Below are 26,810 nucleotides of genomic sequence, written 5' to 3'. Positions count from 1 at the left end.
CCAATAGTGCACGACACCGCGTGGCGACGTCGGCCGGGAACGCTACGGCTTGAGGGCACCCGGCACGGTCCACAGCCACTTCTCGTACGACGCCACGCGTGTGTAGATGCCGCCGTCGCCGCACGGGCGCAGCGAAGACGCCGTGGCACGGGACGTCGCACCGGCGAGGAACCACTGGCCGCCCGACTGGACGTAGGCGGGACCGCCGCTGTCGCCGTTGCAGCTGTCCCGGTCCAGGAACGGCGCGCCGGCCACGAACTCGGTGGCCGCGTCGGCGCCGTGCCGGGGGTGGTCGCTCGCGATCGGCACGTCGACCACGCGCCGCCGACCGTAGCCGCCGCTGCTGTGCACGTCGGTGTTCCCGTAGCCAGCCAGCCGCACGAACGCGGCGCCGACGAGCTGTTCGCGCGTCGCGATCGGGCGCGGTGTGATCGACGCGGGGCGTTCGAGCACCAGCACGGCGATGTCGCCGGTCGGCCGGGGCGGGCGGTAGTCGGGGTGGGCGAGCGCGGTCCGGGCGCGGATCACCTCGCCGTCCTCCGGGAACTCCACGTCCTTGCCGAAGAACACGCGCGCACCGCACCCGCCGTCCACGCAGTGCCCGGCGGTGACGACGACGTTCGGCGAGACGAGCGTGCCCGAGCAGCACCACGCGTTGGCGCTGCCGATGGCGACGCAGTCCGGGAAGTCCGAGGTCGGCACGCCGCCGATGATGCGGGCCCGATCGGCGACCACGGCACGCATGTTCGCCAGGTACACCGGGTCGTGGTAGATGCTGTCGGCCGGCGCTTCCGTGCCGACCGCCGAGCGGGTCAGGGGCGAGACGCCGCGGCGCAGCAGCGAGCGGGCCAGCCGGTAGCCGTCGGCGCCGTCGCTGTTGAGGAAGCCGTCGACCTGGTTGGCGAAAGCGTGGTACACCAGCACGAACCGCTGCTCGTCGTCGCCCGCGATCATCCGGGCGAGGTGTTCCACGGCGGCCATGGGGTCCTGCGGTCGGTCAGTCGTGGTGGTCATCGTGGGCCTCTCACAATCATCTTGTCGATCAGGTCGTAGAGCTCCGCGCCGGCGGCCCGGTCGTCCACCGCCGACGTCTCCTCGCCGTGCGCGGCGCGGGAGCTGTCCCCCACGGCCTTCGCGACCTTGTCGAGGATCAGGTCCTGGGCGTTGACCTCGCCGGGCGGCGGCGGTGCGAACAGGGCGGGCCGCCGGTCGAACGCGAGGCGTGCGGCGGCGATCAGGCAGCGGACGTCGCTGGTCTCCGGCCGTTGGTGGTCCACCAGCCCGTCCGCGGCGGTGACGGCGTTGGCCTGCTGCGCGGCGGTGAACGCGACCACCTCGCGCAGCGCGTGGTCGCCGAGCCCCGGGTACGGCCCGTCCAGCAGGGCCGCCGTCATCGGGGCGATGTCGTCCTCGAACGGCCCGCAGGCCGGCCGAACGGCGGGGAAACCCGTCGACACCAGCGCTTCGGCGGTCAGCGCCAGCCGAACGGCCGCGTGCGGGTGGACCAGCACCGGCGCGTCGGCGGCGATCTCCGCCTGGGTGTCGCCCACCACCAGCAGATCGGCCAGCGCCGACGCGAACGCGGGCCCCGCCGCGAGCACCCCGTACAGGTCCGCGAACACCTCCGGCAGCCACGTGTCCCAAGCGTCACGTCGCGCTTCCGGCATCGTCCTCAACACCGGCCGGGCCAGGGAGCGCACCGTGCCGAGCAGCCCGAAGTCGCGTTCCACCGCGTGGCCGACCTCGTGCGCGATCACCGGCGCGTCCGGCAGGTGCACGAGCTGGTACCACGGCAGGCCGATGATCGGGATGGGCAGCTTCGTCACCACGCCCAGGAAGTCCGTGGTGTCCAAGGCATCGGGCACGTCCTCCACCACGAACGGCGTCTCGCGCAGGTGCGTGAACGGGCTGAACTCGCCGCTCAGGTGCACCAGCGGCGCCTCCCGGTCGCTCCCGGCCGCCGCGGGCGAGTAGCACAGCCAGGCGAACTCGTCCACGGCGGTGAGGAACGGCCGGTACCACTCCACGTACCGCAGGTTCAGCTTCGAGCGGTAGAAGTCCCACAGCCGGTGCACTTCGAGCATCCGCAGCTGGAGGCGACGGCACTCCCGCAGCACGTCGGCACCGTCCGCCGCGACCGCGTCCAGCTCCGCGCCGATCCGGTCGACCACGCCACCGAGCCGTTCGGTGAGCCGCACGACCTGCGTGTGGTGCTTGCGCAGCGTCCGGCCCGGTTCGGTCTCGGCACGCCACCGGGCGAAGTCCGCGTCGATGCCGGCGAGCTTGTGCCGCAGCTCGGCGACCTTGCGGTCCACGGAGCTCATGGCCGACCTCCGGGGTGCGGCACCAGCCGCAGCCACGGCAGGTGCGTGTGCAGGGCGACACCGGCGGACGGCAGCACGGCGTCCAGCCCGGTCGCGTGCGGTGCGGGCGCACGCAGGACGCCCGCCACCTCGCCCAGCGTGCGACCGGCCGCGATCGACCCGATCAGGGCGTCGCACAGCTCGTACCCACCCGCGCCCGCCAGCCCGGTGCCCAGCACACCGGCGCAACGGCCGAGCGCGAACAGGTCACCCGCGAACGCGTTGCGCAGCATCAGGTACGAGATCGCGTCCTCCGCGCCCCACGGCCGGTTCACGTCCAGGACGACGAGCGGCCGGAACGCGTCCCGCGGCACGGCGGCGAGCACCCGGTTGAGCGCCGTCACCGGGATCTCCTCGGCGGTGGGCGTGGCGGTGAACGCCTCCGTCGCCCACCCGCCGGCCAGGAACGTGAGCGCGACGCCACCACCCGACTCGCGCAGCCCGCACGCCAGGTGCACCACCGCCGGTGTCCGTCCACCGTGGACCGCACGGGCCGCGGCGGCGGTGAGCCGGTCGAGCGTGGGGTTCTCGACCGGCTCCACGTCGAACCCGTGCGCCCGGTACAGCCGCGCCAGGTCCACACCCGAGTTCAAGTGACCGCGGGTGGAGTTGATCTGCATCGACCCGCTCGGCTGGGCCAGCACCACCAGCGGCTTGACCGGCGGGGTCACCTCGCGCTGCAACCGGTCCAGCAGGTTGCCGCCGAGGTCGGCGTCCGGGGTGAGCCCCCGCTCCCGCTGGTACCTCAGCAACGCCGCCCTGGTGTGCGGGCCGAGGTCGCCATCGGCCGCGAGGCCCGCGTCGACCACCTGGTTGAGCCCGACCTGGACGAACCTGATCTCGTCGCGGTAGGAGACCTCCCGCGAGACCGCCCGGTAGCACGTGCCCACCGCCGGGTCGAGCGCGAGCAGCCGCCGTACGTCCGGCCGCAGCGCCAACTCCCACGGCACCGGGCCGAGCCTGCGGTCCTCGACGTCCCACCTGAGGTCGAACGGTCCCGCCGAACCCAGGGCGCGCAGCGCCGGACCGGGCAGCACCAGCGACCCGAGACCGGCGCACGTCGCCTGCCAGTCCTCCCGCAGCCGTTCGGCGAGCACCCCCGAGCGCGCGCCCAGCATCGCGTCGACCAGGGCGTTGTCGTGGCGGACGGTCTCCTCCACGTCACGCGGCACCGACGTCTGCACGACCAGGGCGCCGTCGTCCACGGTCAACCGCACGCGTCCGCGCGAACTCCGCAACGTCGTGCTGATCCGCCCCCGGGAGAACCGGGACGCGACCTGCGCCCGGAGGGTGTCGCCCAACGCGGTGAACGCGGCACCCGCGCGGATCAGCTCCGGCTCCTGGCACGACTCCTCCGCGACCGCGCTCTGGGCGTAGTGCAGGCGCGCGTGCCACTGGGTCTCCCGCTCGCCCGCCGCGTCGAGCAGCGAAGCCGCCTGGCGCAGCCACCCACCCTCCCCCGCTTCCGCGCGTTCCACCAGGAAAGCCGCGCAGAGCATCGGGTGGTCGGCGAACTCGCGGAGGAACGCGTCGACGTCACCTCGCCCGGTCGGCAGGCCCAAGCGGTCCGCGGCCCGCGCCCACTCCCGGAGCAGGAACCAGGACCCGCCGGTCGGACGTGCCGCGGCCAGCTTCCGCACCGCCGCGTCCCGGTCGCCGGTCAGCCGGTCGACCTCCGCCGAGGTCAGGTTCAACAGGCCCCGGTCCACTGCGCGCAGCCGGTCCGTCTCCAGCCGCACCAGCGGCGTGAGCCTCCGCCACGCGTCACGCGTGGCGTCGTCGTGCGGATCGGGCACGCGCCGCAGCTCGTCCAGCACGACCAGGCGCGCGGACGCGGGCGTGATCTCGCGCAGGCACGCGACCAGCTCGTCCAGCAACCACCCGAACCCCTCGGGCAGGTCGATCGCCAGCCCTTCCACGGCCGCACGTGCCACCAGGCCCGGCGGGTGGGACCGGCGGTGCAGCTCGTGGATCACGGCGGTGACCGCGTCCAACGCCTCGTGCGGCCGTGCGGTCACCCCCAGCAGCTCCGCCCGGGCCAGCTCGGCGCGGCACCACGCGTCGCTGCCCCGCGGCGCCGAGTCGGCCGCCGCGCCCAGGTGGTGCTCGGCCAGCGTCAGGTTGCCGATCTCGCGCAGGAGCAGCACCGCGGAGTGCGTGTGGCAGCGGGCGACGGCCGCGCGGTCGCCTTCCCGGTGCCACCGCGACCGTGCGGTCTCCAACGCGTGCAAGGCTTTCCCGTAGTGCGCCACCACGCCCTCGGCGAGCCCGGTCAGCTCCGGGCCGAGCGCGGCTCCGGCGCTGTCGTGCGCGACGCGCTGCGCCAGGTCCAAGGCGTGCCGCGGCCTGCGTGCGGCCAGCTCGACCTGCACGCCCACGGCCAAGCCCTGCCAGTCGTCGTGCGCGGCGACCCGTCGTGCGTGGTAGGCCGCCCACTCCAACCGGTTCACGGTGAGACCGAGGTCCACCGCCAGCAGGGCGGCCCGGCGCTGCTGCTCGGCGTTCAGCGGTTCGCCGCGCCGGGCGCGGGTCAGCTCGCGGATCGCGTCGTCCAACCGCCCGAAGTGCCGGTACGCCTTCACGATCCGCAACCGGATCGGCGGCTCCCACCGCGCCGCACCGACCCGGACGGCCGCCTCCGCCGCACGGCGGTACTCGTCCGGGGCGTCCCGGTCGCCCAGGAGCACCAGCACGTCACCGAGCAGGGCGCGCAGCCGCACGTCGTCCTTCGTGCCCCATGCCTGCGGCAACGCCTTCTTCAGCTCCGCCGCCGCAGTGACCGCGTCACCGGACTTCAACGCCAGCGCCGCACGCACGTACGCCAACCGCCACTCCGGCACGACACCCGCGCCCTGATCGCGCAGCACGGCGGCGAAGTTCTCCTCCGCCCGGCTCCACAGCTGGTCCGCCGCCTCGGCACCGCTCGCCATGGCCAGCTGCGTGAGGGCGGCGGCCAGCTCGTAGCGGGCCTCCACCACCGTCGCCCGGGTGACGATCGGCGTGTGCCCGTCCCACGGCCGCGGGTCACCGTCCGCGTCGACGTAGTCCGGACCGAGCACCTCCTCCGCCAGCGCCGCCCGCGGTCGCGCCTCACCGATCTCCACCTGGTCCAAGGCCTCGCGCCAGTAGTCGACGGCGTCCGGACCCACCAGCCGGAACCGGTGGTAGACCGCTTCCCGCGTCCAGCGGTCCCACCGGCCGGGGTCGGCCTCCGCCTTGCGCTCGAAGAACGCCACCGCGTCCGCGTGCAGGCGGTCGTGCACGGCGTGCGGCCGGATCAGGCGGCGCATCGGCTCGGCCACGGCGGCGGCGAACCGCACCGAGCCGGGCTCGCCGGGCACCGGCACGACCCACGGCGTGGTGCCCGCGTACCGCGTCAGCTCCGCCCACAGCCGCTCGACGTCCACGTCGGTCGTGACCGGGAAGAGCGAGGCCGACGCGTCACCCGGCACCACGTCCTCGCTGGGGTCGTCCAGGTCGACCTCACCGGACGCTGCCGCGCGCAAGTGCGGTTCCACCACCGCGCGCACGAAGTCCAGGCTCAGCGTCCGCGGCACCATCCCGTACCGCAGCAGCCACCGCAGCCCCGGGTCCTCGATCGGCCGCAGGACCTGGAGCACGAGCGCGGTCAGGTCCGCCCGGTACTCCCGGATCTCCGCCGGGGTGATGTCCGGCCGCTGCTGCACCAGGTCGGCCAGCCGCGCCAGCACCACCGGCTCTCCCCCGGCCTTCGCCACAATCGCGTGCCGCAGGTCGGCCCGCGTGATGCCGCGCAGCTCCGCCAGGTAGCGGGAGGCGTCGTCGGTCGAGAACGGGACGAGGTGCCGTGCCACGACGGGCGGCAGCACCGGGCCCGCGAGCGGGTACCGACCGGCCAGCACGAACCGCACGCCCGGGCACTCGTCGTGCAGCCGCAACAGCTGTCGGACCAGGCCGTCCACCTCGGCGGGCGGGCGGCGCGCGTACACCTTGTCCAGCGCGTCGAGCACCATCACCACCGGGCGGCCGGACGTCGCCTCGTTCAGCGTGCGCACGAAATCCCTGGTCACGCTCGCGCCCACCCGGTCGCGCTCGTCGCACAGCCGCCTGCTCGCCGCGGCAGCCCGGCTCGGGTCCGCGACCGCGCGCCGCGACAGCAGCCCGGTCCAGGCGTACCGCTCCAGGAACTCGGTGAACGGCGCCGCGGCCAGCTGCCGGTCGAGCTGCGCGGCGGCCTCCACCAGCAGCAGCCACGGGTACCGGGCGACGTTGACCGGGTCGAGCACCTCGAAATCACCCAGCGCGCACAGCGTCCGCCCCGGCACCAGCACCCGGGACACCAGCCAGCGCAGCTCCATCGTCTTGCCGCGCCCGGACGGGCCGTGCGGCATCACGATCCGCGGTCCGTCACCCCGGACCAGCCGCTGGTAGGTCGCCTTCGTCCCGGCCGTCTCCAGGAACGTGGCCGACTGCAGGTACTCGGTCGACCACAGGCCGCGGGTGCGCAGGTACGCGGCACGGTCGTTGCGCAGCGCGATCAGCTCCGGGCCGATCAGCCGCACCCGGTCCTCGGCGCCGAGCACGTCGATCAGCGCCTGGCACAACGCCAGGTCGTGGCGGTGGTCGGCCTTGGCGTACAGCCGGACGAACAACTCGGCCGCGGCGCGGTGGTCCACCAGCACCAGCTGTTCCAGCAGGTCGACGGGCTTGTGCGCGGCCCGGTAGTACCGCGCCAGGCGGTGGACCAGCGACCGCAGCTCCTTCGGCACGGCCCGCGGGTCGGACCCGTCTGGCCACCAGCCGTTCCAATAGCGGGACCGGGCACTCGGCCGCAGCCGGTGCACCTCCCGCGTGCCCGGGATCGGCTCCACCTCCGGCGCGGTGACGACCGTGTCGAACGGCGGCGCGCCCGCCACGCCCGCCACGAGCACCTTCTCGTACAGGTCCTGGTCGAACGAGCGGACCGCCGCGCACCGCCGCAGCACGTCCCACTGGTCCTCGGGTCGCAGCGACGCCAGGACGTCGTCCAGGGAGTCGCCCTGCGCCAGCCGGCGCAGCAACTCGGCGTCGATCGGCTTCATCGCATCCGCCTCACGATGTTCTCCAGGTCGCCGAGCACGGCCGGGCTCCACTTGCCGGTGGCCACACCCGCGCCGAGCGCCTCGATCAGCTGCAGGTGCGGTCCGCCGATCGGACGGCCCACCGCCAGCACCACGTCCTCGGCCAGCGCGCGGAACTCCTCGGCCTCGATGCAGTCCAGGTCCACCCGCGTGCCGCCGCCCCGTTCCGGCCAGTGCGTGGCGAACTGCTCGTTCGTCATCACGACCACGAGGCTCAGGTTCGGCAGCTCACCGTCCGCGACGTGCCGGATGAGGTGGTCGTAGAGCTGCTGCCTGAACGCCGAGTCCAGCACGTTGCCGACGTGGTCGAAGACCAGCAGCAGCGGCTCGGGCTGCGCCGCGCGGCCCAGGCAGGCGCGGAACGACTCGAACGTCGCCGCGACGTGGTGCGACGTGCCGCCGGTCAGCCGCGGCCACCGCGCCGGCTCCGGCGTCGGCACCGGCGGGTCCGGTGGCAGCCTGCCCTCGGCGAGGTGGAGCACGTCGTGGTTGAACCGGTCGAACGCGGACGTGACGCCTTCCGGCAGGTTCGGCAGGTCCTCCGCCACGTCCCGGATCGCGTACAGCACTTCGAGGAAGTCGAACCGCGTCGGCCGGTCGCCCAGGACGTCGACGGGGTTGGGCCGGTCGAAGCTGACGTACCTCACCCGCCGTCCGCGCACCGCGCACCGCCGCCGCAGCCAGTTCAGCAGCCGCGTCTTGCCGACCTGCGACTCGCCCACCACGAGCAGCAGCCGTTCGACGGGCTCGCCCGTGCCCGGGTCGACGCCCTTGAGCAGCTTGTGGCGTTCGTGGACGCGGTTGACGAACGCGCCGACCTCCTTCTCGAACTGCTGCTCGATGCGCATCGCCCGCGCGCCGGTCGCGGACAGGTCGGGCAGCACGTCGTCGGGGCGCACCCGTGACGTCAGGCTCGGCAGGATCCAGTCCCTGGCGCCATCGGACACGCCGGTGTCGGCGTACACGGCCTCACGTGCCGTCGTCACGGCCCGGTCGACCGGCTCGTTGGCCAGCAGGCTGCGGTACAGCGAGCCGCCGAACAGCGCCGCCGCCGTGCCGCGGATGTCGCCCTGCATGCCGACCACCGCGGCGGCGCCGCTGTCCAGGAACACGTCGGTCAACGCCACCGCGTCCGCCGTCTCGCCGGAACGGCAGGCGTTCAGGATCGCCAGGCGGGGCGCGGGACGGCTGAGCAGGTCCGCGATGTAGGTCGGGGTGAGCAACCACGCCTCACGGCCCGGCGGGACGATCCGCAACGCCGGTTGCCCGGTGCTCGCCTTGCGCGTGCCGTGCCCGATGAAGTGCAGCACGTGCGGCCGGACGCGCTGGTAGGCCGACTTGAGGTCCGACTCGGTGGGCCGGGACAGGAACTCCGCCTCGATCCGACCGGGCGCGCCGCCGACCACCCTCTTGATCTCGCGGACCTCGTCGCGCGCCCCGATGTCGTCGTCGTCATCACCGCGCACCACCAGCACCCGGATCGGCAACGAGTCGGTGATCGGCTCGTCACCCGGCACGCGCCGGTGTACCCGGACGACCGGGTGGTCGGGCTGCACGAACAGCGCGTGCGGCGCCCTGGCCGACTCCCACGGCAGGCGCCGCAGTTCCGGGTCCAGGCACAGGAACGTGCGCCGGACACCCGGACGTGACCAGTGCTCGCGCACCTTCGGCGGCAGGAGCAGGCGCCCCAGGTGCACGCCGATGTCGGAGAACGCCTGCGACTCGGGGCTCGCGTGCAGGAACCCGACGACCGCCTCCGGCACCGTCGCGGCCCCGGCCACCGCCGCGGGCAGCGCACCCAGGTCCAGGTCCGCCGCGACGGTGTCCGATGCCGTTGGCTCCGGCGGCCAGACGCCGTCGTCACCGAGGTACAGGTCGACCCGGTAATCGGCGTCTTGGCCGCCTTGCGTGATTTCGATCAGCGCGTCCACAGGCGTTCACCCACTCGCTCCGGACACGGCTCCTCCCCGCCGCCCCCTCTACCCCTGAGGTCGCCTGCCCACCAAGCGGGGTTACGAGCTGTCACCCGATAGCGCTAATCCCTACCTCCGTCGAGAGCAGTGGGTCATCACTCGTGCACGCTCAGCGCTGCTGTCCCGCCAGCAGGATCGCGCCGATCACGACGAAGCTGACCACGAACGTCGGCAGCGACGCGAGCACCAACCACCCGAACGCCAGCCGCTTGCGCTTGAAGAACGCCCGGACCAGCAAGCCCGAGATCAGCGAGATCGGCAGCATCCGACCGACGAGGTACCCGAGCGCGTACCCGGACAGGGCCTGGCCCTGGACCACGAACACCACGACGAGCACCACCCCGGCCCACACCAGCGAGGCGAGGAAGGCACGCCCTACCGTCGTGCCGGGAGCCGCCGGTGCGGGTACGGGCGCCGGTGGAGCCGGGTAGGCCGCCGGATAGCCGGGAACGGGTACCTGCCCGACCGGGTAGCCCGGAACCGGTGCCTGCGCGACGGGGTAACCGGCGGCGGGCGGCGGCGGGTAACCGGGAACCGGTGCCTGCGGGTAACCGGCGACGGGCGGCTGCGCGGCCGGGTAACCGGCACCGGGCGGCGGCGGGTAACCGGGATCGGCCTGCGGCCCCGGCTCTTGCGGTTGCCGCGGGAACACGGTGTTGCGGTCGAAGTCCATGGCTCACCCCGGGGTGCGGTCCGGCTGGGTCGTGCCGTTGGCGAGCGGGAGTGACCAGCGCGGACGGCGGCGGCAAGAGTACATCGCAGGTCGTGCCCGGACTGGCACGCGCGGCCCGTGGGACCATGCGTTCACCGCGAGCGAAAGGGGCCGGGGTTGCAGGAGGGCTCTCCGTCCGCCGATGCCAACCGGATCGGCGGCGACGTGCACGGAGCCGCGGTGCTGGCAGGCACGATCCACGGCGGCGTGCACATCACCGTGGCCGGTGCGGAACCCACGCCGGACGCTCCCGCACAGGACGAACCGGCGTTAACCGGGCTGCCCGCGCCGGTCCGGTTCCTGCTGCGGGCGCAGGTCGACACCGCCCGCGAGATGCCTTACCGCCTGCCCGGCCCACGCCGGTCCTCGCTCGTGACGGTGCACGTGCGCCAGGACCTCGGCAGCGGCTCGGACGACCTCGGGTCGGAGCCGCCGCGACCGGTCCCGATCGTGGACGGCCGCGGCCAGGTCGTGGAGCCGCCGAGCCTGCCGATCACGCGGTTGGCCGTCCGCGCGCCCACCCGGACGGTCTCGGAGGCGTTGGACCGCGACGACCACGTGGTGATCACCGGCGGACCCGGGCAGGGCAAGTCCACGTTGTCGCTGCGGCTGGCCGCCGACGTCGCCGAGCAGTGGCTGTCCGGTGACGGCGAAGCCGCGCCGATGGCCGAACGCGTGGTACCCCTGCGGTTGACGGCCCGGGAGCTGGCCGGGCGGCTCAGCCGACCGTTCCCGGAGGCCGTGGTGGAGAGCGCCGGCGCGGAGTACGGCGCGCTGCTGGCCTCTCCCCTGGACCCGCGCGCCCTGGAGGGACGGATCGCGGGCTGCCGCTGGCTGCTGCTGGTGGACGGCTTGGACGAGGTCGCCGACACCACCGAACGGGACCGGCTGGTCACCGTGCTGGCCGCGTGGGCCGCCGAACCCACGTCGCCGTACCGGGTCGTGGTCACCACCAGACCGATCGAAGGCGCGGCCCTGGCACCGCTGCAGCGCATCGGTGCCGCCCGTTACGAACTGCAGCCGTTCGACGAACGGGCGCTGCGCCAGTTCGCCCGCAACTGGTTCGGCGACCGCGACCGCGCCTACCGGTTCGTGCGGCAGATCCGCGCCGCCCACCTCGACGAGCTGGCCCGCGTGCCGCTGCTGGCGACGATCGCCGCGATCATCTTCGAGCAGCCGGGCAACCGCCCGTTGCCGGACAACCAGTACGAGCTGTACGAGGCATACCTGAAGTACCTGCGCACCGCGCACACCGCCGAGCCCGGCCCGTTCGACGCGGTGCGCGACGCGCTCCTGGAACACCTCGGCCGCGTGCGGCTGGAGGCCGACACCTCCCTCGTGGACGCCGCCCTGGACTGGGCCGCACAGCACGTGCCCGACCTCACGGGCGCCTGGCAGGACGACCTGATCACCTACCTCGCCGCCGTGGGACCACTCAGCCGTCGCGGCGAAGACCTGCGGTTCCTGCACCACAGCTTCGCCGAACACCTCGCCGCCACCGCGAAAGCCCGCCTGCTCCCCGAACACTTCGACCCGGCGCACGCCGACTTCGCGGGCCTCCTGCACGCCGCCCGCACGGAGGACCGGGGCCGCCACGCCAGGGCTGTCCTGCTGCACCACACCCGCCTGCACCCGAGCGAGGCTGAACGCCTGCTTGAGCACCTGCACTCGGGCGGCTCGGACCAGCACCTGCTGGCCGCCCGCCTGCTCGCCCGCCACCTGCCCGCCGGCTCGGCCGCCGTCGACGCCTTCCTGACCACCGTGCGGGCGTGGGCGATGACCACCCAGCACCCCGCCTTGAAGATCCTGTCCCAGACCAGCCGCGCCGCCCACCACCCCGGCACCGCCGCCTGGCTGGTCGACCTCATGGGCTCCGACGACGTGCCCTGGCCGTCCCGGGTCGAGGCCGCGGCCGCCCTGGCGACCAGGCTGCGCGGCCCCGAGTCCACCGAAGCCGCCCACCTGCTGCGCCGAGTCGTGGACGACTCGGCGATCCCGGTGGAACACCGGCTCGCCGCCGCCGAGGCCTTGGCCGAGTGCGGCCCGGACGGCCACCGCGCCTCCGCACAGGGCCTGCGAGCCATCCTCGCCTCGTACACCGCCACAGCGGAGCAACTCCGCAACGCCGCCGTCGTCCTGGCCGGCTTCGACGGCGAGGCACGCGAGCACGCCATCGCCGCTTTGACCGCCGTGCTCGACAACCGGGACGCCCCGGACCACGCCCGCGTGCACGCCGCGACCGGGCTGGTCGAAATCGACGTGGAACACCACGAGCGCGGCGCCGAGGTCTTCCGCGAAGTCCTCGGCACCCGCACCCACTTCAGCGCCGGTTTGCGTGATGCGGCGGTCGGCCTGGCCTCCCTGGGCCCTCACCACTCGGACGAAGCCGTCGCCACCCTGACCCGGCTCGTCGCCGACCAGCGCCTGCCGCTCGGAGAGCGCGTCTCCGCCGCCGAAGCACTCGCCGAACTGGGTCCCCAACACCGCATGACAGCCACCAACCACTTGGTGGCGTTGTCCACGGCGTTCGGAATCGCCGCCTACCTGCGGACGCGCATCGCACAGGCGCTCGCCGACATCGGGGCGCAGGACCAGGCATGGGGCCTGCTACGAGCGGTCCTCGGCGACTGGGCCACCGACGCCAATGGCCGGACGTGGGCCGCTCAGGCGCTTGCCGAGCTCGGGCCCGAGCACCGGGACGAGGCCGCGATCGCGCTGCGTGGCGCGACCACACACCCGACAGCCTCGACCTACGACACGTTGACGGCTTTCACCAAGCTGGCCGCGTTGGGCGAGCCCTACCGGACACCGGCGGTCGCCTCCCTGCGCGCGATGCTGTGCGACCGCTCCGCCGACGCCTCCTTCCGTGCCCAGGCAGGCTCGCAGTTGGTCGGGCTGGGTCCGGAGTTCCACGACGAGGTGACCCACCACCTGTCGGAGATCGCCATCCGGCAAGCGGACCCCGAGGCACAGAGGTTGGCCTGGCGCGCGCTGCGGCGCCTCGGCACGCGGTTCCGCGAGCGGTCGTCCGCCGCCATGCTGTCGTCGGTCGCTCCGGAGCAGGCGGAACTCTGGGCCTCGCACTACGACTACCCGGTGTTCGACCGGCTCGACGTCACCGACCCGGACGTCTTCGCCGCCGCGATGACCGCGGTGCTGCGCAACCCGGCATGGGGTGGCCGGGCACGGCGCAGCGCGGCGTCAACCCTGATCGCACTGGGCCGTCGCTTCCACCAACGGGTCGTGGACGCGGTCGTCGACCAGATCGAGGCACGGACCGTGCCGAACGCGGGGTTGCCGACGGTGGTCGCGGATGTCGACAGACTCGGTGCCGGTATGCGCGAGGAAGTGGCCGCCGCTCTGCGCGATGTGGCGAGCGATCCCGACACCAGTGCCGCCACCCTGTGTCGGGTGGCCATGGCCATGGAGAAGTTGGACCGCTGGTCCGACCCGGTCGTGGTAGCACGCTTGGAGGGCATCACCGCTCACGACCTGTCGCCCTTGTCGGACCGCGCCGACGCCGCGGTGGCGCTCGCCCGCGCAATCCCGGGCGAGATCGACACAGCGGTCGCCACCGTGATGCGCGAGACCGACGACACGGCGGTGCCGGCGTGGAAATCGCGGCTGCGGGTGCTGGCGGAGCTGGGCGCGGATCTGGCGGCTCCGCTCCGTGCTTGCCTGGCCGATGGGGACGCCGGCCACCACAGGCGCCTGGCCGCGGCCGAGGTGTTGGTCGAACTGCGTCCCGGTCGGTACCCCGAGGCACTCTCCGAGATCCGTGGACAAGCCGCTGATGATTGCCTGGACTACACGTGGCGCACCGACGCGGTGATGCTGCTCGCCAGGCACGACCCGACCGCGGTGGATGCGGCGGTCGCCTTCCACGCTCGAGTGCTCGACGACGAATCACAGTCGGTGCGCGACCGCTCCGAGGCCGCATGCCGCCTCATGACCCTCGACCCCGGGCAGGCGGGGACGGCCTTCGCCGCCCTGCGGCGGTTCGCCACCAGCCCCGAGTTCACCACCGAGGAGCAGTCGCTCGCCCTCGCCTGGCTCGCGTACCGAGCCGCTGCCCGCGGTCGTGAGGTGGCGCCGCTGGCGTTGGCGCTCTTCCGCGACCCGGCCACCGGGCCGGAAGACCGCCGCCGGTTGGCGACCGTCCTCCAAGGAAGAGACCGCTTCCTCGCTGAACAGGACCTCTTGGCCGACCACGCGGCGTCGCCGGCACAACGAGTGGGTGACATCACCGAGTGGGTCGAGCCCACCCTGGCGGTTGAAGCGGCTGCGCGGCTCCGAGACGTGATGACCGCAGCGGAGACGATGCCGGCGGACCGGATCAGAGCCGCCGCGGCTCTCGCCGGGGTCTCACCCCGATGGCGTTCCGACGCGGTCGCGGTGATCGAGGAGTCAGCCGACAACCCGGACCTGACCTACAACGTCTGCGAGGCCCTCTTGAACTTGAAGGGGCGGAAGGCACATGGCTTGCTGAGCGAGGACGCCGCACTGGTCCTCGACGCGACGGGCCCGTGGCGGGAGCGTGCCCAGGCGGCCCGTCGGATCTGCACCCTGATCGGCGACACTCCCGCGCAGATGATTCCCGTACTGCGGGAGATGGCGGAGGACCCCCGCACGTCCGGCGTCAACCGCATGAGAGTCCTCTACATCCTGCGCAAGGTCGGCGGCCTGCAACGGTTGCGCCGTCTCCGGGACGACGAGCGGGAGTCGCTCGCGATCCGGTGGTGGGCGTCGCTGTGGCTGAACTCGCAAGCCGCAGACGACCGGGCCGCCGGTCTCCGGGTCCTGCACCGCATCGCCACCGATGCCACCTGCCGACCGGCACTTCGGTGGCGAGCAGCCCGTGACCTCTTGGCCCTCGGCGAACGGGGGCGCGAAGTCGGAACATCATGCCTCCGGGCGATCGCGACGGACGAGGCATTGCCCTTCCTCCCGCGCGTGGACGCCGCCCGCGAGCTCGGCGCGGCGCGTCCCGACCTGCGCACCGAGGTCATGTCCTTGTTGAGGCGGCTCCGGTCCGCCGACAACCTCCTTGTCCGCGTTCGAGTGCTCGACGCCATCGGTCGCTTCGACAGCGCCGAGGGCGCGATCGCGTTGCGGGACACGGCACGTGACCGCACGCTCCGTCCCGGTGCCCGGTTGCGAGCCGCCGCTGCCGCCGCCGAACTGCGCCGCGACCACCGTGAAGCCGCCGCCATCGTCGCCCGGGAGATCGCGCACAACCCGGCCGTCCCGCGTCACATCCGGGTGAAGGCGGCACGGGCGTTGGCGCGGTGGAGCGAGTTGTGCCGGTCGGAGGCGCGGGCGTTGTTGGTGGAACTCGGGGTTGGCGTACCGGCCGGCTGACCGTCAGTCGTAACCGCCGAACATGAACAGCGAGACCTGGTGGTCAGACGGGTTGGCCGCCTTGTCATAGCGCAGCGTCACGGTCGCGTCGGCGGTCAGGCCGGTGTCGTCCGGCAGCAGGCGCACCACCGCCCGGTCTCGGTGGCCCAGTCCGATTCCAGCGTGCGCGACTTGTCGTGACGGCCGGGCACACGGCCGACTGAGCACGTACTGGTCGTCTCGGGCAACCTGCGCGACGGGCATGGCCTTCACCCACTTGATGAGCACGCGGGCCGTGAGGCCGGCCCGGTCGCGAATGGACGCTACGGATGGCCGTTTCTGTCGGTGCCCTCCGCCATGATGTCGGTCGACCGGATCTTGGGGGGAAGGGGTACTGCGGTGCGGACGCTGATGAGCGGGACGGCCAGGGTCGACTACGGGCAGCTCTACGTGGAAAGCGGCGGGGACTCGTTCGACATGGACGAGTGCTTCGGCGGTCAGGTCAACGGGCTGTGCGGTGGCGCGGTCCCCGGCACGTTGTTCCTGATGACCGGCACGCACGTCGGTGAGGTCGACTTCGCCGTGGAGCTGCACGACCGGCCGCCACCGGTGGGTGCCGAGTGGGAGGACGTGGTCGAGGTGTCCTTCCGGCCCGCGGGACCGGCGACCCTCTACGTCTGGGCACACGAGGACTCTTGGCCGTTGGACGAGTTGGAGCCGATCGACTACCGGGTCCGCTACTGCGCGGTGGGCATGGACGACGCGCGTGAGGTGGAGGCCTCGAGGACGACGCGCGAGCGCTACGTGCTCCAGTTCTGGCCGGCGCCACCCGAGCCGGACCTGGTCGTCCGCCAGACCAGCGAGCACGCCGCCTACTGGCACCGGTACGCGCGCAAGCAGCCGCCTCCACCGACCGCCGAGGAGAAGGCCGAAGCGTTACGCCGAGCGCGGGAGGAGCAGGAGCGCACCGCCGCACAGGCTCGGTTGGAGGACGAGGAACGCCGGTGGGGCGGGCGGCTGCCCTCCGACGAGCTGCGGCAGTTGGGCGGGAACGCGCTGCGGGTGCTGGGGCTGGACCGGCCGCTGGGCGAGGCGGTCGCGGAGGCCGGTCCGGTGGTCCAGCGGGACGTGGCGCGCTGGGCGGCCCGGCGCGCGTTCACCGAGGCGGGGTTGGCCGACGTGGACTGGATCGCGCCCGCTCTGACCGCGATGGACCGGGGTGAGCCGTTGCCATCGCCGTTCGGGGACGGCAAGCCGCTGTGGGAGCTGCTGCAACCGGTGCTCGCCGACGACCGCGTACCCAAGAGGGTGATCAGCTCGCTGATCCTCGCGCTGGACGGCAAGCGCCACAACAAGCTCCAACAGGCGATGGCCTTGCCCGCGCTTTTCGCCGCGCACGAGGAGAACCCGTTGAAGGCCGCCCTGGAGGCGCTCTGGGCGGGGGTCCAGACGTTCGGCCACGGTCGCCACGGCGTCCTGTTCGCCGAACTCCGCGAGGCGTTCCCCGTTCTCGCGTGAACCGAATTCGTCGAAGCGTGGAAGGGGTTCGCGGGTGCGGACGTTGATGAACGGGACGGCCTGGGTGCACTACGGGCAGATCTACGTCGAGAGCGGTGACGACTCGTACGGGATGGGCGAGTGCTTCGGCGGCCAGGTCAACGGGCTGTGCGGCGGCGCGGTCCCCGGCACGCTGTTCCTGGTCACCGGCCTGCACACCGGTGACATCGCGTTCACCGTGGAGCTGCACGACCGGCCGCCACCGGTGGGCGACGAGTGGGAGGAGGTCGTGGAGGTGTCCTTCCGCCCCGCGGGGCCGGTCGCGCTCGTGGGCTGGGCGGGCGAGGAGTCGTGGCCGTTGGGCGACCTGGCCGAGGTCGACTACCGGGTCCGCTACTGCGCCGTGGGGATGGACGAGGGCCACCAGATGGACGACCGGGAGGACGACGAGCCGACGACCGAGCGCTACCTGCTCCAGTTCTGGCCGGCGCCACCCGAGCCGGACCGGGTCGTCCGCCAGACCAGCGAGCACGCCGCCTACTCGCACCGGTACGCACGTGAGCAACCACCGCCACCGACCGCCGAGGAGAAGGCCGAAGCGTCACGTCGAGCGCGGGAGGAGCAGGAGCGCGCCGCCGCCCAGGCACGCCTGGCGGCGGAGGAACGCGCGTGGGGCGGGCGGCTGCCCAGCGAGCGGCTCAGACAGCTTCGCGGCACGGCGCTGAGCCTCGCATCGCTGGACCGGCCGCTGGTGGACGCGCTCGCCGAGGCCGAGCCGACCGTGCAGCGGCAGGTAGCGCGCTGGGCGATCCGACGTGCGTTCACCGAAGCGGGCCTCGCCGACATCGATTGGATCGCACCCGCCCTGACCGCGATGGACCGCGGCGAACCCCTGCCACCGCCGTTCGGCGACGACCGCCGCCCCTGGGAGCTCCTGTTCGCCGACGAGCGGGTGCCTCGGACAGTCGTGACCACCTTGGACGGACGACACGACGACTTCAGCCAGCAGGCCATGGCCCTGCCCGCGATCTTCGCCGAACTGGAACCGGACCCGTTGACGTCCGCCTGCGACGCTGTCTGGACGGCCGTCTCCACCTACGGCCCCGGTCGGCACGGCGCACTGTTCACCGAACTCCGCTCGGCCTTTCCCATGATCGAGTGACGCGTACGTCGAAATTCGTCACTGAACACGTGTGCAGGCCGATGTGGAGGTCCTGGTCGCGGACCCAGCTTCGTTCCCGTGCAGCGAAATCTGCGGCGACCGGCGCCGCGCGCCACCGCGCCGACCTGATTCGCCGCGGTCCGCGCCACGTCCCGGAAACCATCGGAGTTCAGCAGCTCGCGCACGCCGCCCCTGTCGACGTCGGCCAGCGGGTCGGGTTCGGCGTTGAGTTGAGCCGGCAGGTCTGCGTTCGAGGGACGTTGAGCCGTGCGGCGGGTGTCGTGTGGAGCCCGCGATCACCGTCCACTACAGACCGTGGTTGCCGCCGGATCGGACGCAGTCGGCAGCCTCCAGCCGCATCATGGGGTAGCGATGGAGTGCGCCCGGCCGGGCTTCGGCTACAAACTGGACCGGGGAGGTGGTGGTCCGGTGAAGGCACGAACGACCGTGATCGTCGTCTGCTGCGCCGCCGCGCTCGTGGCCGGCCTGCTGCTCTTGCGCCGTTCCGACCCGGACTCCCCACCACCCTCCGAGGCCACCGCCGAGCCGCAGGTGCACGTCACCGTCAGCGACCGCGATACCGGCCAAGGCTGGTTCCTGATGGTGTCCGAGGAAATCGCCCACCGGACCCCGCCCGACGACGTCGCGGACTGCCGCGCCCTGCACGCCTGGGCGTTGCGCGAAGGCGCGTTGCCGGTCGGCGACACCGCGCACACCATCACGTTCTCGGCGGGCCGGCACACCACGATCGAGAGCACCTACGTGCGGGTCGTCCCCGATCCGACGCCCTATCCGGCCGCCGGCGGCGCACCCGTCGTCCGCCTCCGGTGCCTGCCCGAAGCCGGCGCCACGCCACCGTTCCCCGACCCCGAGGACGTCGACTTCCGCGTCAACGGCGACGCCCGACCGGTGACGTTCGACGAACGGCACCACGTCGGCCCCGGTAGTGACGCGGCATTCGACGTCGTGGTCGACCTGACCGGCACCACCGGCCCGTTCGCCTACCGGGTCGAGGTCGGCATCGCGGAGGGCGGCGGGTTCCGCATGGTCCCGGTGAACGGTGGCGACGACGTGTTCTTCGCGACCGAGGACGGCGGCGGCATGGGCTACTGGCCCGCGACGACCACGTGGACGATGAACCCCACCCGCACCAGCACCCACTGCCCGGCGGCGTCCGACCCGGGACCGGACCAGCAGGTCGGGTGCGCGAACTGACACCGTAACGACGCGTCGTCGTCCGACGACTTCCTGCACTGGGCACGCATCGGGCGTTGCACCGCGCTGGAGGTGGGCCATGGCTCTGACCCCGAAGTACTCCGTCTACCACTCCGCCGTCCTCGACGCCGATCCCGACGAGGTGTGGGCGCAGGTGCGGGACATGATGCTGCTGCTCGACATCGTGTTCGGCGACGGCGTCGAGAACGCGCACTGGACCAACGGCGGTTCGGCGAAGAAGGTGCCGTCGCGGTTCGAGTTCACCCTGCTGCCGAACCACGACCTGGCCCGCGAGGAGGTCGTCGGCCGCTCGGAGACCGACCGGTCGCTCACCTACCGCTCGGTCGACCAGGTGTTGTTCATCGTCGACTACCTGGCCACCTACCGGGTCCGGCCGGTGACGAACGAACCCGGCCGCAGCTTCATCGACTGGCATCGGGAGTTCCGCGTGGTCGCCGGTGCGCCCGCCGGGTTCCTGGACGACCTCGAAGCCCTCTTCGAGCAGGAGATCGCGACCGTGAAGGCGCACTTCGCAGCGTGAGCGGGCCGGAGCCGGTCGGGGCGGGCCGGTGCGGGGTCTGAGCCGCCGGGTCGTGTTCAACACCGCCCTCGGTCGGGTGAAGGAGGAGAACCTCCGCCGCGACCCCCGGCTGTCGCTGTCGTGCACCGACCCGTCCGTACGACCGGGTCGAGATCCGGGGCCGCGCGGTCCGGTTCGTCGTGGGCGACGAGGCGGAACGCGGCACGGACCGGCTGGCGAGGAAGTACGTCGGCGTCGAGCCGTTCCGGCCGGGGATCCTGCCACCGAACTGAACCGTCCCCGACCACGGCCCGTCACGCACGCGCTAGCCTTCCGGGTGATCCACACGCCGTCCCGTGGGAGAGGTGTACACCCTTCGTGACCTACGCCGCCGAGATCAGCCGTGCCAACCCGTCCTGCTTCGTGTTCCTGGTCGACCAGTCGGCGTCGATGACCGACCCGATCGGCGGCGGGCGCCAACGCAAGGCGGACGTGGTCGCCGACGCCATCAACCGGCTGCTGGCCGAGCTGAGCGTGAAGTGCGCGAAGGAGGAAGGCGTCCGAGACTACTTCCACGTCGCCGTCATCGGCTACGGGCACGCGGTCGGCTCGGCGTTCACCGGTCCGCTCGCGGGACGCGACCTCGTGCCGCTCAGCCAGGTGGCGGACCGGCCGGCACGGGTGGAGAAGCGGACCAAGAAGGTGCCTGACGGCGCGGGTGGGCTGGTCGAGACGACGACCCGCTTCCCGGTCTGGGTCGACCCGGTCGCCCACGGCCCCACGCCGATGTGCCGGGCACTGGAGTCGGCCGAGTCGCTGGTGTCGGACTGGGTGTCCCGGCACCCCGACAGCTTCCCGCCGATCGTGCTCAACCTGACCGATGGCGACTCCACCGATGGCGACCCGGCCAGCGCCGCGTGGGCCGTGCAGACGCACGTCACCGCAGACGGTGCCGCGCTGCTGTTCAACCTGCACGTCTCCGCCACCAACGCCGTCCCGGTGACGTTCCCCGACACCGACGTCGCGCTCCCGGACGCCTACGCGCGCACCCTGTTCGGCATGTCCAGCCCGCTGCCGCCGCACATGCGGTTCTACGCGTTGCAGCAGGGCGTGCCGGCCGGCGACCTGGCGCGCGGGTTCGTCTACAACGCCGACATCACCTCGCTCGTGCAGTTCCTGGACATCGGGACCCGTGCCACGGACCTGCGCTGAGCCGTGGTCACCTCTTCCCTCCGCGTGCCCAAGCACGGCCACACATTGCGCGAGTGCGAGGACGCCTCCCACGTCCTGACCACCGGGCCGGTGTGCGTGGCCGTGGCAGACGGCGCGTCGGAGAGCCTGCTCGCCGGTGAGTGGGCGGACCTGTTGGCGCGCACCCTGACCGAGGCCGCGCGGGACGACGACTGCGTGCTGCGGGACGTGGACGGTTTCGCCTCGGCCCTGGTGCGTGCCGGGGAGGCGTGGGGCGGGTGGCTCGCCGACTACGTGGCCGGACGAGAAGCCGATGGCCGTCCGATCGCGTGGTACGAGCAGCCCAAGCTGGACCGGGGTCCGCACGCCGCGGTGGTCGCCGCGCGGTTCGACACCGATCCGTCCGGAGTGACGCGGTGGGATGTCGCCGCCTTGGGTGACAGCTGCCTGTTCCACACCCGCGACGACCGGCTGCTGCACGCGTTCCCGATCGAGTCGGCGGAGGCGTTCGACAACTCGCCGGGGCTGGTCAACGCGTTCATCCGCGACCACGCGCTGCTCGCGCGGCACGTGCGGACGTCGTCGGGCACGGCCGAGCCCGGTGACCGGTTCTTCCTGGGCACGGACGCGCTCGCCGCGTGGTTCCTGCGGGCGGCGGAACGCGGTGACCGACCGTGGGACGTCCTGGCGGAGTTCACCCGGTCAAGTGACCTCGACGGGTTCACGGCGTGGGTGGCGCGGGCACGGGAGGAGGGGTTGATGCGCAATGACGACGTCACCGTCGTTCTCGTCGACCTCGGGTGACGAGCCCACGCGCCCGTTCCCGTCCGGCGCGACCTACGTGGAGGCGTTGCAGGACACCGCGCTGTGCTTCCGCGGCACCGACCTCGCAGGTGCCGACGTGCGGGTGGACGCGTTGGGCCGGCCGCGGGCGATCTCGGGCAACTTCGCGAGCGTCTTCTCGGTGACGGTCGCTGACGGCACCCGTTACGCGATCAAGTGCTTCACCCGCGAGGCGCCGGAGCAGGCCGCCCGCTACCGCGCAGTCGGCGAGCACCTGGCTGCCCTGGACGACGACTGGACAGTCGGCTTCGACTACCTCGCCCACGGCATCCTCGTGGAGGGCGCCTGGTTCCCCGTGCTGCGGATGGAGTGGGTGGAGGCGGTCAACCTCCTGCGCTGGCTCGACCGGCACGTGGACGACTCCCAGGCAGTCGCCGCCCTCGCCGACCGGTTCGCGCACCTGGTCGACCGGCTCGCCGCGGCGGGGATCGGGCACGGCGACCTGCAGCACGGCAACCTCCTGATCACCGACGACGGTTCGCTGAAGCTGGTCGACTACGACGGCGTGTACGTGCCGGCGCTGGCCGGGTTGCCCGCGGCCGAGACCGGGCACCGCAACTACCAGTCGCCCGACCGCACCGCGGCAGACTTCGGCCCGGAGGTCGACCGGTTCTCGGCGTGGGTCGTCTACCTGTCGCTGGTGGCCCTGGCGACCGATCCCGCGCTGTGGCGGCAGCTGCGCGACGAGGACGCCGAACACCTGCTGCTCGCCGAGTCCGACTTCGCCGACCCGGCGGGCTCGTTCCGGCTGGCCACCCTGACCGGTCACCCCGACGCGCGCCTGCGCAGGCCGGCCGAGCGCTTCGCGGAGATCCTGCTCCACCACCGCGCCGCTCCCCCGCCGCTCGAACCGCTCGGTGGCGTGGAGCTATCAGAGCGCGTGGAGCTATCCGGTGACACTGCCTCGGCCACCCCCGGCCTGCCGTCGTGGCTGGCGGAACGCCTCGAACCGCACCTGCCCGCGCCACCGCCCCTGGTGCGGTTCAGCCACCGCTCCCCCGCCTTGGCCGCGCTGACGTGGGCGCTGGTGGTGCTGCTGCCGTTCGCGTGCCGGCGGCGGTCTTCCTGGAGGAGGCGGTGGCCGTCGCCGACGTGGCGGCGGTGCTGGCGTGGACGGCGTTCACCGCGGCGGGCTTCCGGCGCCAACCCGAACGTGAACGCGCCCGTGCCGCGCGGGCCGAGCGGAAACGGCTCGTCGACGCCAGGCTGGCCGCCGACGCCCAGGCCGCGCGGCTCGACCAGGTGACCCGGCAGGTCGCCGAGGCGGCGGAACAGGCCAAGGCGGAGCAGGAGCACCGGCGTCGGGTGCTGCGGGACCGCCACGACGAGCGGCTGCGGGCACACCAGCGGACCGTCAAGCAGCAGCTGGACCGGATCGACCGCGAGCGGCAGAGCTCGCTGGCCCGCCTGCACCTGGACGAGCAGCGGCGGCTGGTGCGGCGGCAGAAGGCGCACCTGAGGGCGGAGCTGGCGAAGTCCCGCCTCGCGACCGCCGGTGTCGAAGGCGTGGGACCGACCCAGGTCGCCAACCTCGCGGCGGTCGGCGTGCGCACCGCGGCCGACTTCGTCGGTGTCCGCTACGAGGTCGACGGCCCCGACCGCGTGGCGGTCTTCGTCCTGGTCGACGGACGTGGCGTGAGCGCGGCGGGGGTGGGCGAGGTGTCCGCCCTGCTCATCGACCAGTGGCGGGAACGCCTCACCGCCGAAGTCGAGACCGGCCGGCCCACCACGTTGACGCCCGTGGAGCAACTGGCGTTGAGAACCCGGTTCGCCGAGGAACGGGCCAGGCTCGACAACGAGCACCAGCGGGTGCTGGCCGACGCCGAGGTGGCGATCCGCGAGCTGCGCGCCACCCAGCGCGCCGAGCAGCTGGCGTTGGCGGGTGAGATGAAGACCGCCAACACGGCCACCGCCCACACCCGCGTGGACCACGACCGCGCGGTCACCGAGGCCGCCGTGCGCCTCGAACGTGCCCGGCGCGCCGCCGCCGAGGGCATCACGCGGGCCGACGCGTTCCGCCCCATCACCTATCGCGGCTACCTGCGCCACCTGCTCACCGGCAAGGACTGAGCACACACCTCTTCGGCCGACGTTGCCGCCGGCATCCGCCAAGTGAGACCGCGAACTGAACCGGCACGCCCGGATTCATTGACATGTTTCGACGCACTACTCGAAACTTTAGGTCAACGGTACGGAACAGCTTTCGGTGCCGCCGTCTCCACACCACCGAGTCTCAAAGGAGAGCCCTGGTGATCATCAGTTCAGGCCGCGTGAAGATACGTTCGGCGGTGCTCATGTTCGCGGTCGCGGTGTTGGCGCTGGCCGGGACGCTGACGGCGGTGGCGCGGTCGACGACCGCGAACGCCGCGGCGGGTGATGTCGTGGCGTTGGCGGGTGTCGAGGACGACGGCGCCGACTGCGCGATCAGCCCGCCGGGTTCGTTCCCGTCGAACTCGCGCCTGCCGGATCCGTTCACCAAGCTCAACGGTCAGCGGATCACGTCGAAGTCGGACTGGCGCTGCCGCCGGGCCGAGATCCGCGAGCTGGCGGAGCGGCACGTCTACGGCGACAAGCCCGCCAAGCCGTCCAGCGTCACGGGCACGGTGTCCAGCAGCAACATCACGGTCAACGTCACCCACAACGGCCGCAGCTCCAGCTTCTCCGCCGGCGTGCAACTGCCCAGCGGCACCGGCCCGTTCCCGGCGGTCGTCGTCTACGGCGGTTTCGGCGCGGACACCGCCGCGATCAGGGCCGCGGGCGCCGCCGTCATCAGCTTCGACCCCTACGCAGTCGGCCGCGAGGGCACGCCCCGCAACAACAAGCAGGGCGCGTTCTACAGCGTCTACGGCAACACCAGCGGCACTGGCCTGCTCATGGCCTGGGCCTGGGGCGTCTCCCGGATCATCGACGTGATCGAGGCGTCGGGCGGCACCGTCCTGCGCGCCGACGTCGGCGTCACCGGCTGCTCCCGCTTCGGCAAGGGCGCCTTCGCCGCGGGCGTGTTCGACCAGCGCGTCGGCCTGACCATGCCGATCGAGTCGGGCACCGCCGGCGTCCCGATCTACCGGGGCGTCCCGGGTGAGGGCGCGCAGTCGCTGTCCAGCGCCTACGGCGAGCAGCCGTGGTTCGGCGACGCGTTCAGCTCCTACACCGGCAACCCCAACGGCGCGCCGATCGACACCCACCAGCTGGTCGCCATGGTCGCCCCGCGCGGCCTGCTCATCCTGGACAACCCGCACATCGCCAACCTCGGCCCCCGCTCCGCGAGCGTGGCCGCACTCGGCGGCGCCGAGGTCTACAAGGCGCTCGGCGCGGGCGCCAACATCACCTACCACTCCAACGTCTCGGACGGCACCCACTGCGCCAACCGCTCCGAATGGCGTTCGCACATCACCCAGACCATCCAGAAGTACCTGGTCAGGACCGGCAGCCACACCGGCACCATCGCCATGCACAGCAAAGCCACCGGCAACCTCTCCCAGTGGCGCGACTGGACGACGCCGACCCTGAGCGACGGTCCCACCAGCACCACGTCCACGACCACGACGACCACCACCACCACCGGTGACACGACCACGACCACGACGACCACCACCACCACGACGTCGCAGCAGCCCGGTGGCTGCACGGCGACCGTGTCGCTGAACCAGTGGACCGGTGGCTTCGTGGCCACGGTCAAGGTCACCGCCGGCTCCACGCCGCTCAACGGCTGGACGGTGGCCATGACCCTGCCGTCCGGCGCCACCATCACCAACGCGTGGAACGTCAACCGCAGCGGCAACACCGGTGCGGTCGAGTTCACCAACGTCAGCTTCAACGGCAACGTCGCCGCCGGCCAGTCGACCGAGTTCGGCTACCAGGCCACCGGCAGCGGCAGCGGCATGACGCCCACCTGCGCTGCCAGGTAGTCGTCCCTCGGGTCCGGTGCGCAGGTCACGAGCCTGCGCACCGGGCGCGAGCCGGGTCTCACAGCGCTACCGGGATGACAGCGGGGCGTGGGAGCGTTCACCCTGGTGGATATCCATCGAGACCGAGAGCGGAGCGACCACATGGCTACCGTGACCGAGAAAGCCGTCCTCGCGGGCGGGTGTTTCTGGGGCATGCAGGATCTGTTCCGCCGTCACCCCGGCGTCGTCTCCACCCGCGTCGGCTACAGCGGCGGCGACGTCCCCAACGCGACCTACTACAACCACGGCGGCCACGCCGAGGCGATCGAGATCGTGTTCGACCCGGCGCAGCTGAGCTACCGGCAGATCCTGGAGTTCTTCTTCCAGATCCACGACCCGACGACCCGCGACCGCCAGGGCAACGACATCGGCACCAGCTACCGCTCGGCGATCTTCTACACCGACGACGAGCAGAAGCGGGTCGCGGAGGCGACGATCGCCGACGTCGACGCGTCCGCCAAGTGGCCGGGCAAGGTCGTCACCGAGGTCGCCCAGCTCGGCGACTTCTGGGAGGCCGAGCCCGAGCACCAGGACTACCTGGAGCGTTACCCGAACGGGTACACCTGCCACTACGTGCGGCCGGACTGGCAGCTCGGCGAGCGGTGAGCACGGCCGTCGAGGTCGTGGCGCTGCACGTGTCACCGGTGCACGCCTACGAGGGACGACTCGGCGACGGACCACGACCCGACCCCGGGCCCGTCTCGCGCGACCACGTCGTGGTCCGGGCGGGCCGGGCCTGGTCGGCGACCGCGAGCACGCGGTGGACGACGGCCTGCCCGACCTCCACCCCGCCACGCTGACCACCTGAACGACCCCGGGCCGGACGCGGGCACGCCCCCCTCGGATCGTCGACACCCCTCAGAACCGACGATCCACCGCCCCGCCGGCCCGGCCCGGGAACCCGCCAGCCGCCCGGTTCCGCCACACCCGACCCCGGTACCGACCGCC

At 72.6% G+C, this 26,810-nt stretch carries 17 protein-coding genes; 11 read left to right on the top strand and 6 right to left on the bottom strand.

Annotation, left to right across the window (positions count from 1 at the left end; genetic code table 11):
* Positions 1 to 42 precede the first annotated feature (42 nt).
* The 5 genes from B0I31_RS05250 to B0I31_RS05230 form a co-directional block, all read right to left on the bottom strand.
* Complete coding sequence (locus B0I31_RS05250) at positions 43 to 1,014, bottom strand: S1 family peptidase (RefSeq protein WP_106614178.1); 972 nt, start codon at positions 1,012 to 1,014, stop codon at positions 43 to 45.
* Entirely contained in the window at positions 1,011 to 2,324 is a 1,314-nt protein-coding gene (locus tag B0I31_RS05245) for a hypothetical protein (RefSeq protein WP_106614177.1), read from the bottom strand. Before B0I31_RS05245 ends, B0I31_RS05250 begins: the two co-directional genes overlap by 4 nt.
* Positions 2,321 to 7,423, bottom strand: a complete 5,103-nt coding sequence (locus B0I31_RS05240; RefSeq protein ID WP_106614176.1) for a peptidoglycan-binding domain-containing protein — start codon at positions 7,421 to 7,423, stop codon at positions 2,321 to 2,323. Before B0I31_RS05240 ends, B0I31_RS05245 begins: the two co-directional genes overlap by 4 nt.
* Complete coding sequence (locus B0I31_RS05235) at positions 7,420 to 9,393, bottom strand: CHAT domain-containing protein (protein ID WP_106614175.1); 1,974 nt, start codon at positions 9,391 to 9,393, stop codon at positions 7,420 to 7,422. Before B0I31_RS05235 ends, B0I31_RS05240 begins: the two co-directional genes overlap by 4 nt.
* A gap of 151 nt (positions 9,394 to 9,544) precedes the next feature.
* A complete protein-coding gene (locus tag B0I31_RS05230; RefSeq protein WP_106614174.1) occupies positions 9,545 to 10,108 on the bottom strand; it encodes a hypothetical protein in 564 nt (187 codons plus the stop codon).
* 156 nt (positions 10,109 to 10,264) lie between these two features.
* Between B0I31_RS05230 and B0I31_RS05225 the strand changes: the two genes are divergently transcribed.
* A complete protein-coding gene (locus B0I31_RS05225) occupies positions 10,265 to 15,508 on the top strand; it encodes an NACHT domain-containing protein (RefSeq protein ID WP_106614173.1) in 5,244 nt (1,747 codons plus the stop codon).
* Between the two features lie 3 nt (positions 15,509 to 15,511).
* Here the strand turns inward: B0I31_RS05225 and B0I31_RS42475 are convergent, their stop codons facing one another.
* Positions 15,512 to 15,637, bottom strand: coding sequence for a hypothetical protein (locus tag B0I31_RS42475; RefSeq protein ID WP_281262276.1), 126 nt, complete (start codon positions 15,635 to 15,637; stop codon positions 15,512 to 15,514).
* 249 nt (positions 15,638 to 15,886) lie between these two features.
* Here B0I31_RS42475 and B0I31_RS05220 point away from each other — a divergent pair, with 249 nt between their 5' ends.
* The 10 genes from B0I31_RS05220 to B0I31_RS05170 all read left to right on the top strand — a co-directional run bounded on the left by B0I31_RS05220 (position 15,887) and on the right by B0I31_RS05170 (position 26,662).
* Positions 15,887 to 17,005: a hypothetical protein gene (locus B0I31_RS05220; protein ID WP_106614172.1), complete on the top strand. Its 1,119-nt coding sequence runs from the start codon at positions 15,887 to 15,889 to the stop codon at positions 17,003 to 17,005.
* Between the two features lie 34 nt (positions 17,006 to 17,039).
* Positions 17,040 to 18,146, top strand: coding sequence for a hypothetical protein (locus B0I31_RS05215; RefSeq protein WP_106614171.1), 1,107 nt, complete (start codon positions 17,040 to 17,042; stop codon positions 18,144 to 18,146).
* 429 nt (positions 18,147 to 18,575) lie between these two features.
* On the top strand, positions 18,576 to 19,361 hold the full coding sequence (locus tag B0I31_RS05210) for a hypothetical protein (protein ID WP_106614170.1): 786 nt from the start codon (positions 18,576 to 18,578) through the stop codon (positions 19,359 to 19,361).
* Between the two features lie 79 nt (positions 19,362 to 19,440).
* Positions 19,441 to 19,902 (top strand): SRPBCC family protein, encoded by a 462-nt coding sequence (locus B0I31_RS05205; RefSeq protein ID WP_106614169.1) that lies wholly within the window; start codon positions 19,441 to 19,443, stop codon positions 19,900 to 19,902.
* Between the two features lie 357 nt (positions 19,903 to 20,259).
* Positions 20,260 to 21,093: a vWA domain-containing protein gene (locus B0I31_RS05195; protein WP_106614168.1), complete on the top strand. Its 834-nt coding sequence runs from the start codon at positions 20,260 to 20,262 to the stop codon at positions 21,091 to 21,093.
* 3 nt (positions 21,094 to 21,096) lie between these two features.
* Positions 21,097 to 21,876 carry a protein phosphatase 2C domain-containing protein gene (locus B0I31_RS05190; protein WP_106614167.1) on the top strand — a complete coding sequence of 260 codons (780 nt, stop codon included), beginning with the start codon at positions 21,097 to 21,099 and terminating at the stop codon, positions 21,874 to 21,876.
* On the top strand, positions 21,839 to 23,161 hold the full coding sequence (locus B0I31_RS05185) for a serine/threonine-protein kinase (protein ID WP_106614166.1): 1,323 nt from the start codon (positions 21,839 to 21,841) through the stop codon (positions 23,159 to 23,161). The genes B0I31_RS05190 and B0I31_RS05185 overlap by 38 nt, the downstream gene beginning before the upstream one ends.
* Before the next feature lie 1,003 nt (positions 23,162 to 24,164).
* Positions 24,165 to 25,823: a glucuronyl esterase domain-containing protein gene (locus B0I31_RS05180; RefSeq protein ID WP_245949705.1), complete on the top strand. Its 1,659-nt coding sequence runs from the start codon at positions 24,165 to 24,167 to the stop codon at positions 25,821 to 25,823.
* Positions 25,824 to 25,964: 141 nt separating this feature from the next.
* On the top strand, positions 25,965 to 26,468 hold the full coding sequence (gene msrA / locus B0I31_RS05175; protein ID WP_106614165.1) for a peptide-methionine (S)-S-oxide reductase MsrA: 504 nt from the start codon (positions 25,965 to 25,967) through the stop codon (positions 26,466 to 26,468).
* Entirely contained in the window at positions 26,465 to 26,662 is a 198-nt protein-coding gene (locus tag B0I31_RS05170) for a hypothetical protein (protein WP_245949704.1), read from the top strand. Before msrA ends, B0I31_RS05170 begins: the two co-directional genes overlap by 4 nt.
* The last annotated feature ends 148 nt before the right edge of the window (positions 26,663 to 26,810 follow it).

It is taken from the genome of Saccharothrix carnea (assembly GCF_003014735.1).
GTDB classification, from domain to species: domain Bacteria; phylum Actinomycetota; class Actinomycetes; order Mycobacteriales; family Pseudonocardiaceae; genus Actinosynnema; species Actinosynnema carneum.
The sequence above is the reverse complement of the archived record's forward strand: the minus strand, read 5'-3'. Positions and strand labels throughout refer to the sequence as shown.

Coding starts and splice junctions, on each gene's coding strand:
- B0I31_RS05240 (WP_106614176.1), bottom strand. CDS start 7,423: ATGAAGCCGATCGACGCCGAGTTGCTGCGCCGGCTGGCGCAGGGCGAC.
- msrA (WP_106614165.1), top strand. CDS start 25,965: ATGGCTACCGTGACCGAGAAAGCCGTCCTCGCGGGCGGGTGTTTCTGG.
- B0I31_RS05250 (WP_106614178.1), bottom strand. CDS start 1,014: ATGACCACCACGACTGACCGACCGCAGGACCCCATGGCCGCCGTGGAA.
- B0I31_RS05230 (WP_106614174.1), bottom strand. CDS start 10,108: ATGGACTTCGACCGCAACACCGTGTTCCCGCGGCAACCGCAAGAGCCG.
- B0I31_RS05205 (WP_106614169.1), top strand. CDS start 19,441: ATGGCTCTGACCCCGAAGTACTCCGTCTACCACTCCGCCGTCCTCGAC.
- B0I31_RS05185 (WP_106614166.1), top strand. CDS start 21,839: ATGACGACGTCACCGTCGTTCTCGTCGACCTCGGGTGACGAGCCCACG.
- B0I31_RS05245 (WP_106614177.1), bottom strand. CDS start 2,324: ATGAGCTCCGTGGACCGCAAGGTCGCCGAGCTGCGGCACAAGCTCGCC.